The following is a 375-nucleotide window of genomic DNA, read 5'->3' on the forward strand; positions in this document are numbered from 1 at the left end:
GTAATATGAATTAAACTTACTGTAATCCCGCGAATTCCACCATCTTTAATAATGACATTCGATCCATTTCCTAAAAACGTAACTGGAATATTATATTCGTTCGCATATTTAATAACTTCTTGAATTTCATCATAATTTGTAGGCGCAACAAAAACATCTGCTTTTCCGCCAACTTTAATATGCGTATGATTCTTTAACATTTCATCTTGTTTAACATGTCCTTCAGGCAATACCGTACTTAAATATTTATAAACCTCTTGCATATTCATTTTACGATTCCTCTATTTCTATATTCATTTTATCCCGTTATACGGGCCCATAATATCCCCACGTACATGAAAGAACCTAAAGTGGTGGATACAGTGTACCCAAAAT

Annotated in this window: 1 protein-coding gene; it reads right to left on the reverse strand. The window is 32.8% G+C overall.

Going from position 1 to position 375, the window contains the following annotated elements; translation table 11 throughout:
* The coding region (locus tag MR107_RS30530) for an FAD-binding protein (RefSeq protein ID WP_242293194.1) at positions 1 to 269 on the reverse strand (269 nt) is incomplete at its 3' end.
* Positions 270 to 375: the final 106 nt, after the last annotated feature.

It is taken from the genome of Bacillus cereus group sp. BfR-BA-01441 (genome assembly GCF_022663075.1).
Classification (GTDB): domain Bacteria; phylum Bacillota; class Bacilli; order Bacillales; family Bacillaceae_G; genus Bacillus_A; species Bacillus_A cereus.